This is a genomic window from Micrococcus sp. EWR3.9.1 (assembly GCF_052615555.1).
In genome coordinates, this window is the sequence record NZ_JBQXFD010000001.1 from 282,122 (window position 1) to 303,145 (window position 21,024).

General features: G+C 73.9%; 20 protein-coding genes. 2 read left to right on the forward strand and 18 right to left on the reverse strand.

Features of this window, described 5'->3' with window-relative positions; genetic code table 11:
- Positions 1-91: 91 nt before the first annotated feature.
- The 7 genes from ACUJ8O_RS01350 to dapA form a co-directional block, all read right to left on the reverse strand.
- Positions 92-493, reverse strand: a complete 402-nt coding sequence (locus ACUJ8O_RS01350) for a helix-turn-helix domain-containing protein (protein WP_036334756.1) — start codon at positions 491-493, stop codon at positions 92-94.
- Between the two features lie 108 nt (positions 494-601).
- Positions 602-1,885 (reverse strand): hypothetical protein, encoded by a 1,284-nt coding sequence (locus tag ACUJ8O_RS01355; RefSeq protein ID WP_445373078.1) that lies wholly within the window; start codon positions 1,883-1,885, stop codon positions 602-604.
- An 80-nt stretch (positions 1,886-1,965) separates the two neighbouring features.
- Positions 1,966-2,493 (reverse strand): CinA family protein, encoded by a 528-nt coding sequence (locus ACUJ8O_RS01360; RefSeq protein ID WP_445373079.1) that lies wholly within the window; start codon positions 2,491-2,493, stop codon positions 1,966-1,968.
- 4 nt (positions 2,494-2,497) lie between these two features.
- Complete coding sequence (gene pgsA, locus ACUJ8O_RS01365) at positions 2,498-3,112, reverse strand: CDP-diacylglycerol--glycerol-3-phosphate 3-phosphatidyltransferase (RefSeq protein ID WP_445373096.1); 615 nt, start codon at positions 3,110-3,112, stop codon at positions 2,498-2,500.
- Entirely contained in the window at positions 3,109-6,252 is a 3,144-nt protein-coding gene (locus ACUJ8O_RS01370) for a DNA translocase FtsK 4TM domain-containing protein (RefSeq protein WP_445373080.1), read from the reverse strand. The genes pgsA and ACUJ8O_RS01370 overlap by 4 nt, the downstream gene beginning before the upstream one ends.
- 54 nt (positions 6,253-6,306) lie before the next feature.
- Positions 6,307-7,992, reverse strand: coding sequence for a ribonuclease J (locus tag ACUJ8O_RS01375; protein WP_078026116.1), 1,686 nt, complete (start codon positions 7,990-7,992; stop codon positions 6,307-6,309).
- 14 nt (positions 7,993-8,006) lie between these two features.
- Positions 8,007-8,924, reverse strand: coding sequence for a 4-hydroxy-tetrahydrodipicolinate synthase (gene dapA, locus ACUJ8O_RS01380; RefSeq protein WP_036315014.1), 918 nt, complete (start codon positions 8,922-8,924; stop codon positions 8,007-8,009).
- Positions 8,925-8,965: 41 nt separating this feature from the next.
- Between dapA and ACUJ8O_RS01385 the strand changes: the two genes are divergently transcribed.
- Positions 8,966-10,243, forward strand: a complete 1,278-nt coding sequence (locus tag ACUJ8O_RS01385) for a heparan-alpha-glucosaminide N-acetyltransferase domain-containing protein (protein ID WP_445373081.1) — start codon at positions 8,966-8,968, stop codon at positions 10,241-10,243.
- 17 nt (positions 10,244-10,260) lie between these two features.
- Here ACUJ8O_RS01385 and ACUJ8O_RS01390 read toward each other — a convergent pair whose 3' ends face one another.
- From ACUJ8O_RS01390 to rpsO, 5 genes are all read right to left on the reverse strand, one after another.
- A complete protein-coding gene (locus tag ACUJ8O_RS01390) occupies positions 10,261-10,779 on the reverse strand; it encodes a hypothetical protein (protein ID WP_036315008.1) in 519 nt (172 codons plus the stop codon).
- Entirely contained in the window at positions 10,772-11,563 is a 792-nt protein-coding gene (dapB, locus tag ACUJ8O_RS01395) for a 4-hydroxy-tetrahydrodipicolinate reductase (RefSeq protein WP_049146350.1), read from the reverse strand. Before dapB ends, ACUJ8O_RS01390 begins: the two co-directional genes overlap by 8 nt.
- Positions 11,564-11,606: 43 nt before the next feature.
- Positions 11,607-12,935, reverse strand: a complete 1,329-nt coding sequence (locus ACUJ8O_RS01400; protein ID WP_036315003.1) for a M16 family metallopeptidase — start codon at positions 12,933-12,935, stop codon at positions 11,607-11,609.
- Between the two features lie 83 nt (positions 12,936-13,018).
- Positions 13,019-15,280, reverse strand: coding sequence for a polyribonucleotide nucleotidyltransferase (locus ACUJ8O_RS01405; protein WP_445373082.1), 2,262 nt, complete (start codon positions 15,278-15,280; stop codon positions 13,019-13,021).
- Positions 15,281-15,574: 294 nt separating this feature from the next.
- Positions 15,575-15,844, reverse strand: a complete 270-nt coding sequence (gene rpsO, locus ACUJ8O_RS01410; RefSeq protein WP_017488396.1) for a 30S ribosomal protein S15 — start codon at positions 15,842-15,844, stop codon at positions 15,575-15,577.
- A gap of 131 nt (positions 15,845-15,975) precedes the next feature.
- On the opposite strand from rpsO, the gene ACUJ8O_RS01415 reads away from it, so the two are divergent.
- A complete protein-coding gene (locus tag ACUJ8O_RS01415; RefSeq protein WP_036314994.1) occupies positions 15,976-16,980 on the forward strand; it encodes a CPBP family glutamic-type intramembrane protease in 1,005 nt (334 codons plus the stop codon).
- Here the strand turns inward: ACUJ8O_RS01415 and ACUJ8O_RS01420 are convergent.
- The 6 genes from ACUJ8O_RS01420 to rbfA are packed head-to-tail and all read right to left on the reverse strand — an operon-like array spanning position 16,958 to position 21,013.
- Positions 16,958-17,800: a class I SAM-dependent methyltransferase gene (locus ACUJ8O_RS01420; protein ID WP_445373083.1), complete on the reverse strand. Its 843-nt coding sequence runs from the start codon at positions 17,798-17,800 to the stop codon at positions 16,958-16,960. The genes ACUJ8O_RS01415 and ACUJ8O_RS01420 overlap by 23 nt on opposite strands.
- Positions 17,797-18,774: a bifunctional riboflavin kinase/FAD synthetase gene (locus ACUJ8O_RS01425; RefSeq protein WP_036314988.1), complete on the reverse strand. Its 978-nt coding sequence runs from the start codon at positions 18,772-18,774 to the stop codon at positions 17,797-17,799. Before ACUJ8O_RS01425 ends, ACUJ8O_RS01420 begins: the two co-directional genes overlap by 4 nt.
- Positions 18,774-19,205 (reverse strand): hypothetical protein, encoded by a 432-nt coding sequence (locus ACUJ8O_RS01430; protein ID WP_036314984.1) that lies wholly within the window; start codon positions 19,203-19,205, stop codon positions 18,774-18,776. The genes ACUJ8O_RS01425 and ACUJ8O_RS01430 overlap by 1 nt, the downstream gene beginning before the upstream one ends.
- Before the next feature lie 11 nt (positions 19,206-19,216).
- A complete protein-coding gene (locus tag ACUJ8O_RS01435; RefSeq protein WP_002855305.1) occupies positions 19,217-19,585 on the reverse strand; it encodes a hypothetical protein in 369 nt (122 codons plus the stop codon).
- Positions 19,582-20,547 carry a tRNA pseudouridine(55) synthase TruB gene (gene truB, locus ACUJ8O_RS01440; RefSeq protein ID WP_078026112.1) on the reverse strand — a complete coding sequence of 322 codons (966 nt, stop codon included), beginning with the start codon at positions 20,545-20,547 and terminating at the stop codon, positions 19,582-19,584. Before truB ends, ACUJ8O_RS01435 begins: the two co-directional genes overlap by 4 nt.
- Before the next feature lie 13 nt (positions 20,548-20,560).
- Positions 20,561-21,013, reverse strand: a complete 453-nt coding sequence (gene rbfA, locus ACUJ8O_RS01445; RefSeq protein WP_073116937.1) for a 30S ribosome-binding factor RbfA — start codon at positions 21,011-21,013, stop codon at positions 20,561-20,563.
- Between the last annotated feature and the right edge of the window lie 11 nt (positions 21,014-21,024).

Below are 21,024 nucleotides of genomic sequence, written 5' to 3' on the forward strand. Positions count from 1 at the left end.
CCTCTCTGTGGTCGGTCGCGGGGTCAGGGACGGGGACGCAGACGGCGCGGGCGCCCCGAGACGGGGCGCCCGCGCCGTGGGTGTGGCGGGGTCAGCGGCCGGCCAGCGAGCCCAGGCTGGGGTCCGTGAGGTCGTCCGGCAGGGTGTCCGGGACGACCATGCCCTCCTGCTCCACGAGCCGGTCCGAGACCTCCCGCAGCAGGTAGGACAGCGGGATGTCCAGCGCCTGGCAGATCGAGGCCAGCAGCTCGGAGGAGGCCTCCTTCTGGCCGCGCTCCACCTCCGACAGGTAGCCGAGCGAGACACGGGCGTCGTGCGAGACCTCGCGCAGGGTGCGGCCCTGGAGCTGCCGGACGTCGCGCAGGACGTCGCCGATCTCGTGGCGGAGGAGGGGCATGCTGCGCTCCTTGATGTCGGGGGTGGCCGCGCGGGGACGGGGCTGGTCATCGACCCAGCGCGTGATTCCGTGGGAATGGACGGGATGTCGCATCATGTCTATCGCCTGCTCCTGGACTTTTCCTGAAGGGCGCCGGGCCGCGGGCCTGATCCCGCCGGGGCACTCTTCTTGACTCGTTACATTCAACGTCGGGCGGGGTCGCGTTCATTCCCGAGACATGGTCTCCTCCGCCGTCGGGCCCTCGGCGGCCCCGTCGCCCTCGTGCCGCTCCGAGCGCCGATGCCGTTCCCGCAGGGAGTACGTGGCGTTCCGGATGCGGTCGGAGTCGTCCAGGCTCGAGCCGACGGCCCCGGCCATCGTGCCCATCGACGCCGCGAGCCACACGAGCCGCACGTAGTCGCCCACGCCGCCGGGCTGGTCGAGCTCCTCCTCCAGATACTCCACGGGGATGATCATGAGCGCGACCAGCAGCAGCGTGACGAAGAGCAGCACGTAGACCACGGTGCAGGCCAGACCGACGGTGAGCACGGTGGAGAGGTTGTCCAGCCGCGAGCTGTGCCGGTGGGTCGCACCGTGCGTCCACAGGCCGTTCGTGGTGACCAGCCACGCCACCAGCAGCACCACGGACAGCACGCTGACCGCCGCGAGCCGCACCGGGGACATCACGCTGGAGAGCACCCAGATGGAGCCGAAGAACACGCCGTAGGCACCGGCCGCGCTGGCCGACGCGATCGTGAACGTCATGTCCCGCGGCATGAGCAGCGGCCGGTTGGCCATCACCATCCCGGCCAGCAGACGCAGCGTGCCCGCCCAGCCCTTCACGTACACCGTGGACGTGCGCCGGGACCCGCCGCCCATCCGGGTGGTCGTGGTCACGTCCGCGTCGACGTCGACCAGCGGGGCGATGCCCCGCAGCGCGTCCGTGTCGGGCTCGGGGAGCTCGTCCGCCGGGGACCGGCCGCCGTCCTCCTCCACCTCGCCGGACTCGTCGGAGGACTGCACGTCCAGCTCCCCGTCCGGCGGGTCCACGTGGGGGGCGGTGTCGATGTGCTCGACGATCCGCAGCACCGTCTCCCGCAGCCGGCGGGCCGGGGTGATGACCCCCAGCGCCGGCACGCACACGACGCCGACCCGCAGCTGCGGCACGACGTCCGCCACCACGCCGCGCCGGTCGTCGAACCGGGGCAGGTCGACGACGGCGACCACCGTGTCCCATCCCTGCCCGTCCGCGAGGGAGCGGACCGGCTCCTCCAGGACCATGCCCCCGGTCGCACCGACCGGCAGCGACTCCTGGCGGGTCTCGACCCGCCAACCGCCGGGCTGCGGCAGGCGGTCGTCGAGCCGGTCCTCGACGTCCCCGGCGATGCGGCGCACGAGGGCCCACGGGGTGCCCGGGTCGGCCACGAGGCCGATGACGCGGGGGCCCGGGGCGTCGTCGCCGTCCTGCGGCGCACGCTCGGGCGGGGTGGGAGGCGATGCGGTCTCCATCGCGCCGAACCTACGCGGCGGGGCGGGCCGGCACCAGGGACGGGGCGCCGAGGCGGGTCGGTCGGCGCCCCCATGCAGCCTCAGTGGCCGCGGCCGGCGAGCAGGCGCGTCAGGGCCTGCAGCGCCGCGGCGACGGTGGCCTCCCGGATCGCGGCCCGGTCGCCGTCGAGCCGGAGGAGGATCGCGGTGGCCGCGCCGTCGCGCTCGCCGCCGAGCACGTCCAGCGCGCTCGCGTCCGCGTCGGGCACGGCCAGGCCGAGCCACACGGTGCCCACCGGCTGGCCCTGGTGCGGCTCGGGCCCGGCGACGCCCGTGGTGGCCACGCCGACGTCGGCGCCCAGGGCCGCCCGGGCGCCGAGGGCCATCCGCCGGGCCACGTCCGCGTCCACCGCCCCGACCCGCGCGAGCAGGTCCTCCGGCACACCCAGCAGGCCGGTCTTCACGGCGTTCTGGTAGGCCACCACGCCCCCGTGCAGCACGGCCGACGCCCCGGGGACGTCGGCCAGGCGCGCGGCCACCAGGCCGGCGGTGAGGGACTCCCCCGTCGCCACCGTGAGGCCCGCGTCCGCGAGCGCGTGCACCACGTCCCGGGCCGCCGCCGTGGTCATCGCCTCAGGCCCCCCGCTGGGCGGCGAAGGCGTCCCGCCGCAGGATCCACGCGTCCTTGACGTACTCCAGACCGGTCAGCACCGTCAGCACGGTGGCGGCCCCGATGACCACCCAGCCGGCCCACGGCCACCAGCCGCCCACGAGCGGGGCCAGGGGCAGGAGCAGCAGGCCGATGCCCACGGTCTGCAGCACGGTCTTGAGCTTGCCGCCGCGGCCGGCCGGCATCACGCCGTAACGGATCACCACGAAGCGCATCAGGGTGATGCCCCATTCACGCACCAGGATCACGATGGTCACCCACCACCACAGCTCGCCCAGCAGGGAGAACAGCACGAGGGCCGTGCCCGTGAGCAGCTTGTCCGCGATGGGGTCCGCGATCTTGCCGAAGTCGGTGATCAACCCGCGGGCGCGGGCGATGTCCCCGTCGAGCTTGTCGGTGTACATGGCCGCCGCGAACAGCGCCAGCGCGATCCAGCGGGCGACGAGAGAGTCGCCGCCCCACGGCCCGCCGGCCCACAGCGCCCAGGCGAAGAAGGGCACCATCAGGATGCGCACCGAGGTCAGGATGTTCGGCAGGTTCCAGGCGGACACGTGCTGCGGCCCGCCCGCCGTGCTCATCTGCCCGTCAGCTGCCACGCGTCCTCCGATCCCTCGTCGTCGTCCTCATCGTTCCAGTCCACGGCGGCCGGGCGCGAGTCCAGGTCCTCCTGCACCAGGTCGCGCGGACCGGCGGACGCCGAGGCGTCGCCGTCGCCGGAGGTGGCCGAGGGCGGGGTGTCTCCGGAGATGGTGGCGAGCACGTCCGCGAGGTCGTCGGGCTTGACCAGCACGTCGCGGGCCTTGGAGCCCTCGGAGGGGCCCACGACGCCGCGGGACTCCATGAGGTCCATGAGGCGGCCGGCCTTCGCGAAGCCCACCCGCAGCTTACGCTGCAGCATGGACGTGGAGCCGAACTGCGTGGTGACCACGAGTTCGACGGCCTGCAGGAGCAGGTCCAGGTCGTCGCCGATGTCCTCGTCGATGACCTTCTCGGTCTTCTCGGGGATCACGTCCGCGCGGTACTGGACCTGCATCTGCGACTTCACGTGCTCCACGACGGCGTGGATCTCGGACTCGTTGACCCACGCCCCCTGCACGCGCATGGGCTTGGACTTGCCCATCGGCAGGAACAGGGCGTCGCCCTGGCCGAGCAGCTTCTCCGCGCCGGGCTGGTCCAGGACCACGCGGGAGTCCGTGACCGACGACGTCGCGAACGCCATGCGCGAGGGCACGTTGGCCTTGATCAGGCCCGTGACCACGTCCACGGACGGCCGCTGCGTGGCGAGCACGAGGTGGATGCCGGCCGCACGGGCCAGCTGGGTGATGCGCACGATCGCGTCCTCGACGTCGCGCGGGGCGACCATCATCAGGTCCGCGAGCTCATCCACGATGACCAGCAGGTACGGGTACGGGCGCAGCACGCGCTTGGAGTCCGGCGGCAGCTTCACCTGGCCGGCCCGGACGGCCTTGTTGAAGTCGTCCACGTGCTTGTAGCCGAACGCCGCGAGGTCGTCGTAGCGGGTGTCCATCTCCTTGACGACCCACTGCAGCGCCTCGGCCGCCTTCTTCGGGCTCGTGATGATCGGGGTGACCAGGTGGGGCACGCCCTCGTACGCGGTGAGCTCGACGCGCTTGGGGTCCACCATCACCATGCGCACCTCGTCCGGGGTGGAGCGCATGAGGATCGAGGTGATCATCGAATTCACGAACGAGGACTTGCCGGCGCCGGTGGCGCCCGCCACGAGCATGTGGGGCATCTTCGCGAGGTTGGCCACCACGTAGCCGCCCTCCACGTCCTTGCCGACGCCCATCACCATCGGGTGGTCGGTGCGCTGGGCGGCCTGCGAGCGCAGGACGTCGCCGAGGGCCACGACCTCCTTGTCCGTGTTGGGGATCTCGATGCCGATCGCGCGCTTGCCCGGGATGGGGCTGAGGATCCGCACGTCCGAGGAGGCCACCGCGTACGCGATGTTCTTCTCCAGCGCCGTCACCTTCTCCACCTTGGTGCCGGGGGCGACCTCGACCTCGTAGCGCGTCACCGTCGGCCCGCGGGAGAACCCGGTGACCTGGGCGTCCACCTTGAACTCGGTGAACGTGGTGGTCAGCGCGGCGACGACCCGGTCGTTGGCCTCGGAGCGCTCCTTCGGCTGGGGCCCGGCCGGGAGCAGGGCCGACTGCGGCAGCGTGTAGGACACGTCCCCGCCCAGCTCGGACTGGGTGCCGCGGGCCGGCTCGGCGGTCACCGGCGGCACCGGCGCGGGGGTGCTGGCGGGCACGGCGGAGGACGACGACGGTGCGGCGGCCCCGGAGCCCTGACGTGGGGCGTCGTCCAGGGCGAACGGGGTGTCCTCCCCCGCGTCCTCCTCCGGGGCTGCGGCGGCCGGGGCGGCGGCCTCGCGCTGGGCGCGGGCGTGCTCGCGGACCTGCTCGAGGGCACGGTCCGCGGCCGTGGGCCGGCGCACTCCGGCGGGCGGCTGCGGCTCGGCGTCCGCGTCCTCGGGCGCGTCGTCCTCGTCCACCCACGGGTCGAAGTCGTCCGAGGCGTCCCGGCCCGCGTCCCGCGCGTCCGCGGCGGCCTGCTCGGAGTCGAACACGCCCTGCTCCCCGCGAGCGGCTCGCCGGGGGGCGGGCCGGGGCAGGACCTGGGTGGTCTCCGCCTCGGGGGCGGCGTGGGAGCCGACCTCGGCCTCGTGGATCACCGGGGAGTCGTAGGCGGTGCTGGCGGTGTGCTCCGGGGCGGCGTCGGCGGCCTGCTCCTCGCGTGCCCGGCGCCCGCCGAACAGGCGCGCGAACAGGCCGGGGCGGGAGGCCCCGGCGGCGTGGGCGCCGGCGGCCGGGCCGTCCAGGTAGGACTGGTCGTGGTCCGGGTGGGTGCGCCCGGTCTCCGCGTCCACGGAGAGCGGGGCGGCGAGGTCCTCGGCCTCGCGGCGCTCCTCACGGGCCCGGCGCCGCTCGGCACGGCGGGCGGCCCGCTGTTCGGAGGCGCCCTCGGGGTCCTGGCCCGTGAGCCAGTCGTAGCCGCCCGCGATCCGCTGCGGGATCGAGCCGACGGGCGTCGCGGTGAGCACGAGCACCGAGAAGAAGGCCAGCAGGATCATGAGGACCCAGACGGGCACGGGTGTCAGCAGGGAGGCCAGCGGCGCCGTCGCGAGGTAGCCGACCATGCCCCCGGCGCCGAGCATGTCCTCGAAGGCGTCGGCGGCCGAGGGCACGCCGCCCACGAGGTGGGCGATGCCGGAGCCCGCGACCGTGGCCATGAGCAGGCCGATGATGATGCGCCCGTTGGCGCGATGGTCCGTGGCGTGGCGGAAGCAGCGCACGGCCACGACGAGCAGGGCGATCGGCACCAGGAGGGCGAACCACCCGACGGTGCCGCCCACCACCCCGTGCACCACGCGGCCGACGGCGGTGCCGCGCAGGCCCCACCACTCCACGGCCGCGATCAGCGCGGCGAGCAGCAGCAGGACCAGGCCGGTGCCGTCACGGCGTTCCTCGCGGTCGATGCGCACGTCCGGGCCGAGCTTGCGGAAGCCGGCGCCGACCGGCGTGGCCAGCCCCATCCACAGGGTGTGCAGGGCGCGCAGGGGCGCGGCGGGCCGGTCGGCCTCGGGGACGGTCGCGGTCGACCCCTTCCGTCCGGAGCCTCGGCGTCCGGCGGAGCCGGAGCGGGACGTGGCGGAGGAGGACGACGAACGCGTGGGGGAAGTACGGGTCGCCATGCCCACCAAACTACCGCGAACCGCGGACACGGCAGGCATGGCGACCCGGAGGGGTCAGGCCTCCAGGACCACCGGGATGATCATCGGGCGGCGGCGCAGCTTGCGGTTGACCCACGTGCCGACGGTCCGGCGGACCACCTGCTGGAGCTGGTGGGCGGTGTGGTCCTTGCTGGACTGCACGGCCTCCTCGAGCGCCCGGACGATCTTCGGCTTGATCTCCTCGAACACCTTCTCGTCCTCGGCGACGCCGCGGGCGTGGACGTCCGGGCCGGACACGATCGCGCCGGTCTGCCGGTTGACCACGGTGATGATCGAGAGGAAGCCCTCCTCGCCCAGGACACGGCGGTCCTTGAGGTCCGAGTCGGAGATCTCGCCCACGGAGGAGCCGTCCACGTACACGTAGCCGCACTCCACCTCGCCGACGACCTTCACGAGACCGTCGGTCATGTCCACCACGGTGCCGTTGCCGGCCAGGATGACGTTCTCGGCCGGCACGCCGGTCTTCTCCGCGATCCGGCCGTTGGCGATCAGGTGGCGGGTCTCGCCGTGCACCGGCATCACGAACTCGGGCTCGACGATGTTGTAGCAGTACAGCAGCTCGCCCTCGGAGGCGTGGCCGGAGACGTGCACCTTGGCCATGCCCTTGTGCACCACGGTCGCGCCGAGCTTCATGAGCCCGTTGATCACGCGGAACACGGAGTTCTCGTTGCCCGGGATCAGCGAGGAGGCCAGCACGACGAGGTCGCCCTCCTCCAGCTGCACCTGGTGGTCGCCGTTGGCCATCCGGGACAGGGCCGCCATCGGCTCGCCCTGGGAGCCGGTGACCATCAGCACGATCTCGTCGTCGCGGTACTTGTCCACCTTGCGGATGTCCACGAGGATCCCGTTCGGCACGTTGAGGTAGCCGAGCTTCGCCGCGATGGTCATGTTGCGGATCATGGAGCGCCCGCCGAAGGCCACCTTGCGACCGTGCTTGTGGGCGGCGTCGAGGACCTGCTGCACGCGGTGCACGTGGGAGGAGAACGAGGCCACCACGATGCGGCGCTTCGCCGTGGCGAAGTAGCGCTCGAGGGTGGGGCCGATCTCCGCCTCCGTGGTGGTGAACCCCGGCACCTCGGCGTTCGTGGAGTCGGTCATGAACAGGTCCACGCCCTCCTCGCCGAGACGGGCGAAGGCGCGCAGGTCCGTGATGCGGCCGTCGAGCGGCAGCTGGTCCATCTTGAAGTCGCCGGTGTGCAGGATGGTGCCGGCGTCCGTGTGGATGGCGACGGCGAGCGCGTCCGGGATCGAGTGGTTCACGGCCACGAACTCGCACTCGAACGGGCCGAACTCGACGATGTCGTCTTCCTTGACCACGCGGGTGCGCGGCTTGATCCGGTGCTCCTCGAGCTTGGCCTCGATCAGGGCGAGCGTCAGCTTGGAGCCGATCACGGGGATGTCGTCGCGCAGGCGCAACAGGTACGGCACGGCGCCGATGTGGTCCTCGTGGCCGTGGGTCAGGACGATGCCGACGACGTCGTCCACGCGGTCCCGGATGTAGTCGAAGTCCGGCAGGATCAGGTCGACGCCGGGCTGGTGCTCCTCGGGGAAGAGGACGCCGCAGTCGACGATGAGGATCTTGCCGTCGATCTCGAAGGTGACCATGTTGCGGCCGACCTCCTCGAGGCCGCCCAGCTGGACGATGCGGCAGGTGCCCCGCTTGAGCTTGGGCGGGGTGGACAGGCGGGTGCCTGCGGTCATGGAACGGGTCCCTTCTAGAAGGTGATGCCGGCCTCCGCGAGGTCGGCTCGGATGACGGAGAGCTCGTCCGGCGTGGCCTGGACGAGGGGCAGCCGCACGGCTGCGGACGGGATGACGCCCTGGGCGGCGAGGACGGCCTTCGCGGCCACCGCGCCCTGGACATGGGTCATGATGCCGCGCTGGACGGGGTCCAGCGCGAAGTGGTGATCACGGGCACCGGCCAGGTCGCCGGCGTGGACGGCGTCCACGAGCTGGCGGTACAGCTCGGGGGCCGCGTGCGCGGCCACCGAGACGACCCCCACGGCGCCGAGCGCCATGAGCGGCAGGGTCGCGCCGTCGTCGCCGGAGTAGAGGTCGAGGTCCGTGTGCGCCAGGACGGTGGTGGTGGACTGCAGGTCCCCCTTCGCGTCCTTGAGCGCACGGATGTTGGGATGCTGCGCGAGCGCGATGACCGTCTCGGGCTCGATCGGCATCACGGAGCGGCCCGGGATGTCGTAGAGCATGATCGGCAGGTCCACCCCGTCGGCCACGGTCTCGAAGTGCGCGCGGATGCCGGCCTGGTTGGGCTTGTTGTAGTACGGGGTGACGAGCAGCAGCCCGTCCACGCCCGTCTCGGCCGCGCGGCGCGACAGCTCGAGGGTGTGCGCCGTGTCGTTGGTGCCGGTGCCGGCCACGACCCTGGCGCGGTCCCCCACGGCCTCGACGACGGTGCGGAACATCGCCACGTTCTCGTCGTCCGTGAGCGTGGAGGTCTCGCCGGTGGTGCCGGTGACCACGAGGCCGTCGGCCCCGCGGTCCACCAGGTGCTCGGCCAGCGCGGCGGCCGCCTCGAGGTCCACGGCGCCCTCGTCCGTCATGGGGGTGACCATGGCGGGCACGACCGTGCCGAAGAGCAGCTCGGAGGGGATGACGGCGGAACGGACGGCACTCATGGGCCCCACCCTACCTGCGAGACTGGGGGCCCGCGCCGTCCGTGGCCCCTCCGCGACGCGCGGCGACCCGAGAGGAGCCCGCCCTGCGTCCCGCCCCGCCCCCCGCCGCCGTCCGCCCGGACCGGCCCGCGCGTCGCCGACTGCCCGGCGTCGACGCGGCCCGCGGGATCGCCCTGCTCGGCATGATCACCGTCCACGTCGTCGACCCGGTGACGGCGGACGGAGCACCCCACCCGGCGTTCCTGTGGTTCGCCGGCCGCGCCTCGGTGCTGTTCGTCCTGTTGGCCGGGGTCGGGCTGGCCCTGTCCACGGGGGGCGCGACGCCGGCCACGGGGATCCGGCGCGCGGCGCTGCGCCGCCGGATCGCCCGCCGCGCGGGTCTGCTGTTCGTGCTCGGGCTCGCGTGCGGGACGCTCGGGGTCCCCGTGGCCGTGATCCTGTGCCACTACGCCCTGCTCTTCCTGCTCGCGCTGCCCCTGCTGGGCCTGCGCGCCCGCACCCTGGGGGTGATCGCGGGGACGTGGCTCGTGCTCGGGCCTGTGCTGGTGTTCGCGGTGGTCGCGGCCGCACAGGCCGCCCTGGGCCGTCAGGAGTTCTTCGTGGGCGGGCGGCTCTGGCTCTCCCCCGGCCCCGCGGACCTGCTGCGTCCCGGGCTGCTGCTGGCCGATCTGACGGTCACGGGCTACTACCCCGTCCTGTCCTGGGGCGCGTTCCTCGTGCTGGGGCTGGCCCTGGGGCGGCTGCCGCTGGACCGGCCCCACGTGGCCGCCGGGATCCTCGGCGGCGGGGCCACGGCGTGGGCGGCGGCCGGCGTCGTCGGTGCGGCGGTGCTGCGGGCCCCGGGCACGGTCGGGCGGGTCGCCGCGGCGATCGGCACGGACCCGGTCGAGACGGCGCTCACGCTGCGCACGGGCGAGCCGCGGCTCGCCCTCCTGATCCCGGATCCGCTGTGGCTCGCCCTGCCGACCCCGCACTCCGGGTCCGTGGTGGCCGCCGTGCTTGCGGCGGGCTGGGCCTGCGCCGTGCTGGGCGCCTGCCTGCTGGCCCGGCCGCTGGTCGGGCACGCCGCGCTGCGCCCGCTCGTGGGTGCGGGGCGCATCCCGCTCACGCTCTACGTGGGGCACCTCGTGGTGCTCGCGCTCGTGGACGCGACCGGACTCGACCCGGCCGACGGGGCGCTGCTCGCCGCCCTCGTCGTGCTGAGCCTCGCGGCCGGGCTGGCCGCCGAGCTCAGCGGCCGACGGGGTCCGCTCGAGGCCGTGATGGCCCGGCTCTCCCGGGCGGGTGAGGAACGGGAACGGGCCGTCGGGGGGCGCTGAGCGACGCGTGGGTAGCGTCAGCCGGCGCGGTGCAGGCGGACGGCCTCCCGGGCCGCCTCGCGGGCGCGGCGGCGGTCGCCCGAGGCGTCGTAGGCCAGGGCGAGGCGGTAGCGGGCGCGCCAGTCGCGTGGTGCGGCCTCGGCCTCCACGCGGTACAGCTCGAACTGGGCGTCGGCGGCCTCCCGGTCGATCCGGCCGCCCGGCGAGCGCGGCAGGTCGTCCTCCGGCAGTCCGCCCTCGGCCTCGAGCTGGTCGGCCAGGCGTTCGGTCTGGCGGCCGAACCACACCTCGCGGGCCAGGACGGCCACGGTCACCAGCACCACGAGGATGACGCCCACGCCGATCGCCTTGGCCAGCGGCTGCGGGGCGCGCACCAGCGCGACGGACGCGTTGAGGGCGAACCCGGCGAACAGCAGCACGAGCAGGCAGACGAAGCCGACCCACACCTTGCTCATCACGGTCGAGCGGCGGGCACGGGCGGCGGGCTCGGTCGGGCCCACGGCGCCGTCGTCGGGAGTGCGGGAGGGCTCAGCCAAGGTCCAGGTATCCGTCCAGTCCGTAGGTCAGACCCGGGCGGGAGGCCACGGTCCGCAGGCCGAGGACGACGCCGGGCATGTAGGCGCCGCGGTCGAACGCGTCGTGCCGGACCACGAGCTGCTCGCCCGGCCCGCCCAGCAGCACCTCCTGGTGCGCCTCCAGGCCACGCAGGCGCACCGCGTGCACATGCACGCCGTGGACGACGGCACCGCGCGCGCCGTCCGGGTCGTGCTCGGTGGCGTCCGGGGAGACGGGCACGCCGGCCGCCTCCCGGGCCGCGCCGATGAGCTCGGCGGTCCGCACGGCCGTGCCCGACGGGGCGTCCACCTTGTCCGGGTGGTGCAGCTCGACGAGCTCGACGGACTCGAAGTACCGCGCCGCCTGCGCGGCGAACGCCGAGGCCAGCACCGAGCCGACCGAGAAGTTCGGGGCGATCAGCACGCCCACCCCCGGGTGCTCCGCCAACTGCGCCTCGAGGCGCGCGCGGCGCTCGGGCACCCAGCCCGACGTGCCCACGACCGTGTGCAGCCCGTGCTCCACGGCGAAGGCCACGTTCTCGGGCGAGGCGTCCGGCACCGTGAGGTCCAGGACGTGCGTGGCGCCGGCGTCGAGCACCGCGTCCAGGCGGTCCTGCGAGCCGAGCTCGGCCACGAGCTCCAGCCCCTCGGCCGCTCGCACCGCGGGCACCGCGTGGCGGCCCATTCGGCCACGGGCGCCCAGGATCGCGACGCGCGGGACGTCGTCGGGAGCGGACACGGCGGAGGGGGTGCGGGTCTCGGTCATGGCCTCCAGCCTACGCGGCCCGCCCCGGCGGCCGTGGCCGAGGTCAGGCCGGGGCGACGACGACGCGCGCCCGGTCCCCCGCGGCCAGGCGCGCGGCCACGGCCCGGACCTGGCCGGCGTCGACCTCGCGGACCCGGGCGAGGGAGGCCGCCAGGTCCACGTACTCCCCCGTGACCAGCTCGGCCCGTCCCAGCCGGGACATGCGGGCGCCCGTGGACTCCATGCCCAGCACGGTGCCGCCGCAGATCTGCCCGTGGGCGCGCGCGAGCTCCTCCCCGGTGACGTCGGCCTCGGCCATCCGGTCCAGCTCGGCCTCCATCAGCGCGGCCACCTCGTCCACCCGGTCCGGCTGGCAGCCCGCGTACAGGCCCCAGTAGCCGGCGTCGGAGTACCCGGCGGAGAACGAGTAGGTGTTGTAGGCCAGGCCGCGGCGCTCGCGGATCTCCTGGAACAGCCGCGAGGACATGCCCCCGCCCAGGACGGACTGCATGACGCCCAGGGCGAAGCGGTCCGGGTCCGTGGTGGACAGCGAGCGGCCGCCGACGAGGACGTTGGCCTGCTCGACCGCCTTGGTGACGGTGTGCGTGCCGGTCCGCACCCGCGAGGCCGCGGCCCCGGCGGTGTCCACGGCACGACGCGGGGCGGGCAGGGCCCCCTGGGTGAGCTCCCAGCCCGAGGCGCGCAGGGCGGCGAGGACGAGGCGGCAGACCTCGTCGTGGTCGAGGTGGCCGGCGGCGGTGACGACGAGCTCGTCCGGGCGGTACCAGTGCGTGTAGTGCCCCACCACATGGTCGCGGGTGACGGCCCGGATCGTCTCGGGCGTGCCGCCGATCGGCCGGCCGAGGGGGTGGCCGTCCAGCATGACCTCGGCGAGCTTCTCGTGGGCCACGTCCACGGGGTCGTCCGCGTCCATGGCGAGCTCCTCGAGGATCACGCCGCGCTCGGTCTCGAGCTCGTCCGGGTCGATCAGGGAGGAGGTGAGCATGTCCGTGAGGACCTCCACGGCCATCGGCAGGTCCTCGTCCAGCACGCGGGCGTGGTAGACGGTGGACTCCTTGGCCGTGCCGGCGTTGGACTCCCCGCCCACGCGGTCGAAGGCGGCCGCGATGTCCATCGCGGTGCGCGTGGGAGTGCCCTTGAAGAGCAGGTGCTCGAGGAAGTGCGTGGCGCCGTAGCCCTCGGGCGACTCGTCACGGGACCCGACGGCCACCCAGTAGCCGATGGTCACCGAGCGCTGGTCCGGCATGGCCTCGGTGAGCACGCGGACGCCGCCGGGCAGCACGGAGCGGCGCACCACGGAACCGTTGCCCTCGTCCGCCAGCACGCCGTCGAAGTCCAGGGGGATCTCACGGTGAACACTCATGACGGCCATTCTCGCCCATGCGCGACGACGGCGCCGCACCACTCGCGGGGAGGGTGCGGCGCCGTCGTGGTCACCGGGCCGGGCGGGGCGGATCAGGCCTCGATCTGCGAGGACTCGATCGCGTCCGCGGTCTCGGCCAGGGCGTCGGACTCCACCACCACCGGGGAGAGGGACAGCTTGCCGCGGTCGTCGATCTTGGTGATCTCGACCTGGACCTTCTGGCCCACGCCGAGCACGTCCTCGACGTCGTCCACGCGCTTGCCCTCGTTGAGCTTGCGCAGCTCGGAGATGTGCAGCAGGCCGTCCTTGCCCGGGGTGAGCGAGACGAACCCGCCGAACGTGGTCAGCTTCACCACGGTGCCGAGGTAGCGCTCACCGACCTCGGGGACCTGCGGGTTGGCGATCGCGTTCACCGCGGAGCGCGCGGCCTCGGCCGAGGCGCCGTCGGTGGCGCCGATCAGCACGGTGCCGTCGTCCTCGATGGTGATGTCCGCGCCCGTGTCGTCCTGGATCTGGTTGATCATGGCGCCCTTGGGGCCGATGACCGCGCCGATCTTGTCCACCGGGATGCGCACGGAGATGATCCGCGGGGCGGTGGGGGCCATCTCGTCCGGGGCGTCGATGGCGGCGTTCAGCACGGACAGGATGTGCAGGCGCGCCTCGCGGGCCTGCGTCAGGGCGGCGGCCAGCACGGAGGCCGGGATGCCGTCCAGCTTGGTGTCCAGCTGGATCGCGGTGACGAACTCCGCGGTGCCGGCCACCTTGAAGTCCATGTCGCCGAACGCGTCCTCGGCGCCGAGGATGTCGGTCAGGGCCGCGTACTGGGTCTGGCCGTCCACCTCGGCGGAGACCAGGCCCATGGCGATGCCGGCCACGGGCGCACGCAGCGGCACGCCCGCGTTCAGCAGGGACAGGGTGGAGGCGCAGACGGAGCCCATCGACGTCGAGCCGTTGGAGCCGAGGGCCTCGGAGACCTGGCGGATCGCGTAGGGGAACTCCTCGCGGGCCGGCAGCACGGGCACGAGGGCGCGCTCGGCGAGGGCGCCGTGGCCGATCTCGCGGCGCTTCGGGGAGCCCACGCGGCCGGTCTCGCCGGTGGAGTACGGCGGGAAGTTGTAGTGGTGCATGTACCGCTTGGCCGTCTCCGGCGCCAACGAGTCGATCTGCTGCTCCATCTTGAGCATGTTCAGCGTGGTGACGCCCATGATCTGGGTCTCGCCGCGCTCGAAGATGGCGGAGCCGTGCACGCGGGGCAGGACCTCCACCTCCGCGGTCAGCTTGCGGATGTCCGTCAGGCCGCGGCCGTCGATGCGCACCTGGTCGGTGAGGATGCGGCGGCGCACGATCTGCTTGGTGAGGGAGCCGTAGGCCTTGGCGATCTCGCCCTTGCGCTCGGCGAAGTCCTTGCCCTCGCCGGCGAGCTCCTCGAGCACCTCGAGCAGGTAGGCGTCCGAGGCCGACTCGCGCTCCTGCTTGTCGCCGATGGAGAAGATCTCGGTCAGGCGGTCCGTGGCGAGCTTCTCGACGGCGGCGTAGGCGTCGTCCTGGTAGTCCTGGAACACGGGGACGTCCACCGGGTCCTTGCCGGCGCGCTTGACCAGGTCGGCCTGGGCCTCGCACAGGGCGCGGATGAAGGGCTTGGCGGCCTCGAGGCCCTCGGCCACGATCTCCTCGGTGGGCGCCTGCGCGCCGCGCTCCTTGACCAGGGTCCAGGAGTCCGGGGTCGCCTCGGCCTCGACCATCATGATGGCGACGTCGTCGCCCACCACACGGCCGGCCACGGCCATGTTGAACACGGCGCCCTCGAGCTGGGAGTGCTTCGGGAACGCGACCCACTGGCGCGTGCCGGAGCCGTCGTCCATGAGGGCCATGCGCACGCCGCCGATGGGACCGGAGAACGGCAGGCCGGACAGCTGCGTGGACAGGGAGGCGGCGTTGATGGCCACCGTGTCGTAGATCTCGTCCGGGGCGATCGAGGTGACGGTCACGACGACCTGGACCTCGTTGCGGATGCCCTTGACGAACGCCGGGCGCAGCGGGCGGTCGATCAGGCGGCAGGTGAGGATCGCGTCCGTGGACGGGCGGCCCTCGCGGCGGAAGAACGAGCCGGGGATGCGGCCCGCGGCGTACATGCGCTCCTCGACGTCCACGGTCAGCGGGAAGAAGTCGAAGCCCTCGCGGGGCGACTTGCCGACGGTGGTGGCGGACAGCATCGACGTCTCCTCGTCGATGTAGACCATGGCGGCGCCGGCGGCCTGCTGGGCGAGGCGCCCGGTCTCGAAGCGGACGGTGCGCTTGCCGTACGAGCCGTTGTCGATGACGGCCTCGGCGAAGGTGATCTCAGGACCCTCCATGAGGGCCTCCTTTCAGGTGGACGGCGCCGCAGGCGTCCCTGTCCCCCTGGTCTTCGATCGAGGCCCTCGGCGTCCCGCCGTGCGGCGGGGTCCGGGAGCCACTGTCGAGGACCGCGGGCGATGGGCGCGGAACCGTCGGGTGTGTCGATGATGCGGGGATGCGCGCCATGGCGCGCCGGAGTGCCGCAGGCTGCGGCGGTCTCCCCCCGGGACACACTACGTGCGTCCGGGGGCAGACGAAAGGCGGCGCCGGCGCTCGCGGGTCCCCGCGGGCTCCGGCGCCGCCTCCTCAGGTCACTTGCGCAGGCCGAGGCGCTCGATCAGCGCACGGTAGCGCTCGATGTCGACCTTCTGCAGGTAGCCGAGCATGCGACGACGGCGACCCACCAGGGCCATCAGGCCGCGACGGGTGTGGTGGTCGTGCTTGTGCTCCTTGAGGTGCTCGGTCAGGTCCTTGATGCGGCGGGACAGGACCGCGATCTGCACCTCGGGGGAACCGGTGTCGCCCTCGTGGGTGGCGTACTCCTTGATGATCTGCTGCTTGACAGCGGGATCCAGGGCCATGGTGGGCCTCCTTCACTTCGGTACCGCGAACACGGGCCGCGCCCCGCCGGGGCGGACGACGCGGGGCCCACCCCACCGCGGACTGCAGGGAGGCCGAGGGTCGAGTCTACCGCATCGCCTACCCTGGCCCGGTGAGCACCCCACCGGTCCCCCACTCCCCGGCCCCGTCGTCGTTCCCCCTCCGGCCGCCCGCGCCGCCCCTGGATCTGCCGCTGATCGGCCACGGCTACCCCGCGCTGCTGCGCACGCCGCGGGCCCGATGGTGGAACCCGCTCGCGTCCTTCGGCCTCGTGCTGGCCGGCCTGGTGGGCCTCCTCGTGCTGGGGGGCGTGCTGGGCGCTCTCGCCCTGATCGCCACGTCCGGGCCCGCGCTGCTCGGCGCGGCCGACCCGACGGACGTGACCGACCTCGACCTGTACTCCGCGCCCATGGTGCTGCTGAACAACCTCCTGCTCGCCGCGCTGATCGGGGTCGCGCTGCTGGCCGTGGCGCTGGGCCACCCCGTCGCCGCCCGCTTCGTCCACTCGGTCGAGGGCCGCGTGCGCTGGCGCTGGCTGGCGCGCTGCGTCGTCGTGCTGACGCCGCTGTTCCTCGCCTACGTGCTGGGCGCGTGGGCCCTCGACGGCGCCCCCACGGCCCCGCGCGCGCAGGACTGGGTCTGGCTGCTCGTCATGGCGTTCGTGCTCACCCCGTTCCAGGCCGCGGGCGAGGAGTACCTGTTCCGCGGGTGGCTGCTGCTGGCCGTCGGCACGTGGATCCGCCGGCCGGTCGTGGCCGCCGCGGTCACCGCGGTGCTCTCGGCGGCGACCTTCTCGCTCGCCCACGGCTCGCTCGACCCGTGGATCCTGCTGGACCTCGCCGCGTTCGCCGTCGCCGCCGTCCTGCTCACGTGGCGCACGGGCGGGCTCGAGTCCGCCGTCGCCCTCCACGTGGTCAACAACGTGGTGATCATCGCCGTCGGCACGCTCGTGGGCACCGTCGAGGACAGCTACGTGGGCGCGGAGACCGCCGGCTCCCCGGCGGCCACGCTGCTCTCGGTGGCGGTGGTCGCGGTGGCCACGGCGCTGCTGCTCTGGCAGGCGCGGCGGGCCGGGATCGCCCGGACGGTCCCGGTCACCGTGGGCGCCCGCCCCTGACCGGCGCCGCCCACCAGGCCACCGTCACGTAGGGCACCTGCAGGACCGCGTCCGCCGCATGGCCCAGGTGCTCGTGCAGGTACCAGTCGAGGTTGGCCGTCAGCCGGGATCGGATCCGCTCGTCCGCGCGCAGCCAGTACGAGCGCGAGGCCATGAGCCCCTGCAGCCCCGCCGCGGTCATCGGCTGCGTCCACGCCCAGCGCGCGTGCTCCTCCGTTCCGAACGGAGCCGCGAACCGGCGCTGCTCGGGCCGGGCGGCGTGCACGTCCCCGGCGTGCATGATCCGGGTGAGACGGTGCACCCACGGCACCGCCGTGTCGAGCTGGTTCCACACCGCGACCAGACGCCCGCCCGGGCGCAGCACCCGCGCGGCCTCCGCGCTCGCCGCGGCCGGGTCCATCCAGTGCCAGGCCTGGGCCGCCACCACGACGTCGGCGCTCGCCGCCGGCAGGCCCGTGGACTCGCCCGTGCCCGGCACGGCGCGCACCCGCCCGCCCGTGCCAGCCGCGACCTCGCGTTCCAGGACGGCGCGCATCGACGCCGACGGCTCGAGGGCCGTCACCGTCCGCACCCGGTCCGCCGGGCGGGCCGCGAGCAGCCGGGTGAACAGTCCCGTGCCGGCCCCGAGCTCCACCACGTCCGCGCCGTCGGCGGTGCCCGCCAGGACGCGGTCCACCACGGCGGCCGGGTAGGAGGGGCGGACGGCGTCGTAGTGCTCCCCGCCGGTCTCGAAGGGGTTGGGCCCGGCCCGACGGGCCCGGGCCGGGCGCCCCGGCAGGTTCGGCACAGCGGGGGGAGCGCCCGGCTCCGGGGCGCTCACCGGTCGGAGGGGGTCGTGGCCAGGATCGCCCGGGCCTCGTCCACGTCCTGCGTGATCTGCGCCACGAGCTTCTCGACGCCCTCGTAGGCGACCATCCCGCGCAGCCGGGCCACGAACTCCACCTCGATGTGCTGGCCGTACAGGTCGAAGTCCTCCACCCGCTCGTCGTGGCGGTCGATCACGTGCGCCTCCACCACGCGGGAGACGTCCTCGAACGTGGGGTTCGAGCCGATGGAGATCGCGGCCGGCCACACCCCGCCGTGCGCGTCGTGCACCCAACCGGCGTAGACGCCGTCGGCCGGGATCATGCCCTGCACATCCGTCTCGAGGTTCGCCGTGGGGAAGCCGAGCTCGCGGCCGCGCGCGAACCCGTGCACCACCTCGCCGGCGAGCACGTGGTGCCGACCGAGGACCGCCGCGGCCTGAGCGACGTCGCCCGCGGCCAGGGCCTCGCGCACCCAGGTCGAGGAGCAACGGCGCTCCGGCTCGGCCCCGTGCTCGGCGGGGAACTCCTCGACGGCCTCGACCTCGAAGCCGTAGCGGGCCCCCAGGCGCACCATCTCCGCGACGTCGCCGGTGTTGCCCCGGCCGAAGCGCACGTCGTGCCCCACGACCACGACGGCGGCATGCAGCCCGTGCACGAGCATGCCGCGGACGAACTCCTCCGGGGACTGGTCCGCGAACTCGAGGGTGTACCGCTGCAGGAGCACCGCGTCCAGACCCGCCTCCTCCAGGAGGACGACCCGCTGCTCGGGGCTGATGATGTCCACGTGGGGCACCTCGGGCTGGTGCACGGCGCGCGGGTGCGGGGTGAAGGTCACGGCCACGGCCAGGGCGTCGCGGGCCCGCGCCAGCTCGACGACCCGGCGCAGCACCTCCCGGTGGCCGCGGTGCACGCCGTCGAAGTTGCCCAGGGTGACCACGGTGCGCGGCAGGTCCGTGGGGACCTCGTCCAGGCTGTTCCAGACCCGCATCAGAGCGCCCCCGCCTCGGCCGGGCGGGCGGGGCGGTGCGTCAGCAGCCAGATCAGGCCGACCACCGGCAGCACGAGCGGCACATAGCCGTAGCCCGCGCCGAACCGGGACCACACGGTGTCGTGGGCGAACATCCCCGGATCCAGGACGGTCCACAGGCCCACGCCCACCACGCCGGCCAGCTCCACGAGCACGGCGCCCAGCGCCACGGCCCAGGCGCGCGCGCCGGAGCGGGCGAGCGCGAACGTCGCCACGATGTACACGACCGCCGCGACCGCGGAGAGCGTGTACGCCACGGGGGCGGCGTCGAACTGCGTGAGGATCTGGAAGAGGCTGCGCGCGCTCGCGGAGAGGGCGAACACCGCGTAGACCATGACGATGATCCGGCCGAGACCCTGGTTGCGCGCGGGGGCGCCGTCGCTGGGTGCCATGTCCATCCTCCTCACCACTGCCCGAACCAGATGACCTGCATGCGATGCAGCATCACGGCGATCGTGGGCCCGACCACGGCCAGCACGAGGTTGGACCACCGGGTCTTGTCCGTGACGGCCCAGCCCACGGCGATCACCGGCACGATCAGGGCGGTGAGGATGTAGCCCCAGAACTCCCAGCCGGGGCCGTTCAGGGTGTCCCCGCCGAGCTGGCGGACGGCGGCGGCCGCCGCATAGACGAGCGTGAACAGCTCGACGGCGGCCACCGAGAGGATCGAGGCGTCCGCGGGGTGGCGGCGGATCGCCGTCATCACCACGCAGACGACGAACGAGACGGCACCGATCACCAGTCCCGTCCAGAACCAGGCGTCGAGGATCATGCGGTCCTTCCCTGTCCCGGCCCCTCGGCCGGGGCGAACACGAGCTGGGGCTTGGCGACGTCGGCGCCGCGGCGGCGCACGTCGGAGACGAGGGCGATGACGCGGCCGTCCGGCGCGCGCCCGGCGACGAGCGTCTCACCCGTGCCGGTGGGCGCCACGACCCGCCCGAAGGCGAGCTCGTGGGCCTCGTGCTCCGTCAGCTCGCGCACCGGGAAGAGCCCGGCGGCGGCCTCGGAGAGCTCGGTCATCGCGAACCGCTCCGCGAGGGCCTCGAGCGAGAGCGCGTCGGCCACGTCGAACGGGCCGACGGCGGTGCGGCGCAGCGCCGTCAGGTGACCGCCGGTCTCGAGGGCCTCGCCCAGGTCGCGGGCGAGCGCCCGGATGTAGGTCCCGGAGGAGCAGCGCACGGTGACGTCGAGGTCGACCAGCCGGCCGCCGTCGAGCCGGCGCAGCTCGTGCACCGTGAACTCGTGCACGGTGACGGGGCGGGCGTCGAGGGTGACGTCCTCTCCCGCGCGGACGCGATCGTAGGCGCGCCGGCCCGCCACCTTGACGGCGGAGACGGCCGAGGGCGCCTGCAGGATCTCGCCCGTGAGGGCGGCGACCTGTTCGGCCACGCGCTCGGGCGTGACGGCGTTGGCCAGCCGGGTCTGCACGACCTCGCCCTCCGCGTCGTCCGTGACGGTCGACTGCCCGAGCCGGATCGTGGCCGTGTACGTCTTGTCCGTGCCCGTGATGGCGGTCAGCAGGCGCGTGGCCTTGTTGACGCCGACCACGAGCAGGCCCGTGGCCATGGGGTCCAGGGTGCCGGCGTGGCCCACCTTGCGGGTGCCCGCCAGCCGGCGGACCCGCCCGACGACGTCGTGCGAGGTCCACCCCTGCGGCTTGTCCACGAGGACGACCCCCGACGCCTCCGTTCCCGGCGCGTCGGGGGCCTGTCCCCCGGTGCTGCGTGCGCTCACCGTGCCGCGGGCCTCAGGCGCGCGGGGCGTCGTCGGCGTCGGCGTCCGGCTCCGCGCTGCGGTACGGGTCCGCGTCACCGGCGTACGACGCGCCCTCGCGCGCCTTCGCCAGCTCGGCGTCCCGCTCCTTGGCCGCGCGGAGGACGTCCTCCAGGTGTGCGGCCGCCTCGGGGACGGTGTCCGCCACGAACTCGAGCGTGGGCACCAGGCGGATGGTGAGCCCGCGGCCCACCTCGCGGCGCAGGATGCCGCGGTTGTCCTGGATGCCCTCGTGGGCGGCGGCCACCGTGGCCTCGTCGCCCAGGACGGTGTAGTAGACGGTGGCGTGCTGCAGGTCGTTGGTCACGCGGACCTCCGTCACGGTGACGGGCTCCACGCGGTCGTCCTTGACGCCGCGGCGCAGCGCCTCGGCCACGAGGACCTTGATGCGCTGGGCCAGGCGGCCGGCGCGTGCCGGATCGGCCATGGTGCGGTTCC

Excerpts from the sequence above, each read along its gene's own strand:
- ACUJ8O_RS01350 (WP_036334756.1), bottom strand. The coding sequence starts at position 493 with ATGATGCGACATCCCGTCCATTCCCACGGAATCACGCGCTGGGTCGAT.
- ACUJ8O_RS01355 (WP_445373078.1), bottom strand. The coding sequence starts at position 1,885 with ATGGAGACCGCATCGCCTCCCACCCCGCCCGAGCGTGCGCCGCAGGAC.
- ACUJ8O_RS01360 (WP_445373079.1), bottom strand. The coding sequence starts at position 2,493 with ATGACCACGGCGGCGGCCCGGGACGTGGTGCACGCGCTCGCGGACGCG.
- pgsA (WP_445373096.1), bottom strand. The coding sequence starts at position 3,112 with ATGAGCACGGCGGGCGGGCCGCAGCACGTGTCCGCCTGGAACCTGCCG.
- ACUJ8O_RS01370 (WP_445373080.1), bottom strand. The coding sequence starts at position 6,252 with ATGGCGACCCGTACTTCCCCCACGCGTTCGTCGTCCTCCTCCGCCACG.
- ACUJ8O_RS01375 (WP_078026116.1), bottom strand. The coding sequence starts at position 7,992 with ATGACCGCAGGCACCCGCCTGTCCACCCCGCCCAAGCTCAAGCGGGGC.
- dapA (WP_036315014.1), bottom strand. The coding sequence starts at position 8,924 with ATGAGTGCCGTCCGTTCCGCCGTCATCCCCTCCGAGCTGCTCTTCGGC.
- dapB (WP_049146350.1), bottom strand. The coding sequence starts at position 11,563 with ATGACCGAGACCCGCACCCCCTCCGCCGTGTCCGCTCCCGACGACGTC.
- ACUJ8O_RS01400 (WP_036315003.1), bottom strand. The coding sequence starts at position 12,935 with ATGGCCGTCATGAGTGTTCACCGTGAGATCCCCCTGGACTTCGACGGC.
- ACUJ8O_RS01405 (WP_445373082.1), bottom strand. The coding sequence starts at position 15,280 with ATGGAGGGTCCTGAGATCACCTTCGCCGAGGCCGTCATCGACAACGGC.
- rpsO (WP_017488396.1), bottom strand. The coding sequence starts at position 15,844 with ATGGCCCTGGATCCCGCTGTCAAGCAGCAGATCATCAAGGAGTACGCC.
- ACUJ8O_RS01425 (WP_036314988.1), bottom strand. The coding sequence starts at position 18,774 with ATGCGGGTCTGGAACAGCCTGGACGAGGTCCCCACGGACCTGCCGCGC.
- ACUJ8O_RS01430 (WP_036314984.1), bottom strand. The coding sequence starts at position 19,205 with ATGGCACCCAGCGACGGCGCCCCCGCGCGCAACCAGGGTCTCGGCCGG.
- ACUJ8O_RS01435 (WP_002855305.1), bottom strand. The coding sequence starts at position 19,585 with ATGATCCTCGACGCCTGGTTCTGGACGGGACTGGTGATCGGTGCCGTC.
- rbfA (WP_073116937.1), bottom strand. The coding sequence starts at position 21,013 with ATGGCCGATCCGGCACGCGCCGGCCGCCTGGCCCAGCGCATCAAGGTC.